Origin of the sequence: Actinosynnema sp. NPDC023658 (genome assembly GCF_040639995.1) — a bacterium.
In the GTDB taxonomy this organism is placed as follows: domain Bacteria; phylum Actinomycetota; class Actinomycetes; order Mycobacteriales; family Pseudonocardiaceae; genus Actinosynnema.
The window spans coordinates 1-1101 of the sequence record NZ_JBFAAX010001461.1; the positions used below are offsets into that span (position 1 = coordinate 1).

The following is a 1101-nucleotide window of genomic DNA, read 5'->3' on the forward strand; positions in this document are numbered from 1 at the left end:
GGTGCTGGCCTCGGCCCGCTCCCCCGCCGCGGCCGGCTCGCTGCCGCCCGATCTCGTCGGACGCGCGCTGGTGGTGCTGGCGGAGCGGGTCCGGGACGACGCCGCCGACACGCTGAGGTACTTCACCGACCAGGGCGTCGCGCTGCGGGTGCTCTCCGGCGACAACCCGCGCACGGTGGGCGCGGTGGCCGTGTCGGTCGGCGTGCCCGGCATCTCGGCGGCCGGGGAGGCGGTGGACGCGCGCACGTTGCCCGACGACCCGGACGAGCTGGCCGACGTGCTGGAGGCGTCCGCCGTGTACGGCAGGGTCACGCCGCAGCAGAAGCGGGCCATGGTGGGCGCGTTGCAGCGGCGCGGGCACGTGGTCGCGATGACCGGGGACGGCGTCAACGACGCGATGGCCTTGAAGGACGCCGACATCGGTGTGGCGATGGGCAACGGCGCGGCGGCGACCAGGGCGGTGGCTCAGCTCGTGCTGCTGGACAGCCGGTTCGCGCACCTGCCGGACGTGGTGGCGGAGGGTCGGCGGGTGATCGCCAACATCGAGCGGGCGGCGAACCTGTTCCTGGTGAAGAACGTGTACTCGCTGGTGCTGGCGCTGGTCGTGCTGGTGAGCGGGATCGCCTACCCGCTGGCCCCGATCCAGCTCACCATGATCTCGGCGCTCACGATCGGCATCCCGGGCTTCGTGCTGGCGCTGGGCCCCAACCGCCGCCGGTACGTGCCGGGATTCCTGGGGCGCGTGCTGAAGCTGGCCGTCCCGACCGGCGTGGTGATCGGCCTGGCCGCGTTCGCGGGAGACCTGACGATCCGCTCCCTGGACCCGACCGGCGGCAGACCCGCCGGGCAGACCGTGGCGACGGTCGTGGTGCTGATCGCGTCACTGTGGACGCTGTCCCTGCTGGCCCGACCGCTGACCGGCTGGAAGGTGGCGCTGCTGGCCGGGCTGGCCACGGCGGCGGCCGTGGTCCTGGCCGTGCCGGTGCTGGCGACGGACGTGTTCCTGCTCGACGTGACGCCCCAGCGCCTGCTGCTGGGCGCGGCGATCGGCGCACTCGCCGCGACGGCCGTGGAGCTGGTCGGATGCGCCGTCCTCCGCCC

General features: G+C 74.3%; 1 protein-coding gene. It reads left to right on the top strand.

Annotated features, from left to right (window positions below; all coding sequences use genetic code 11):
• Positions 1-1101, top strand: a 1101-nt coding sequence (locus AB0G02_RS41810) for an HAD-IC family P-type ATPase (RefSeq protein WP_360806608.1), incomplete at both ends; no start/stop codon positions are given.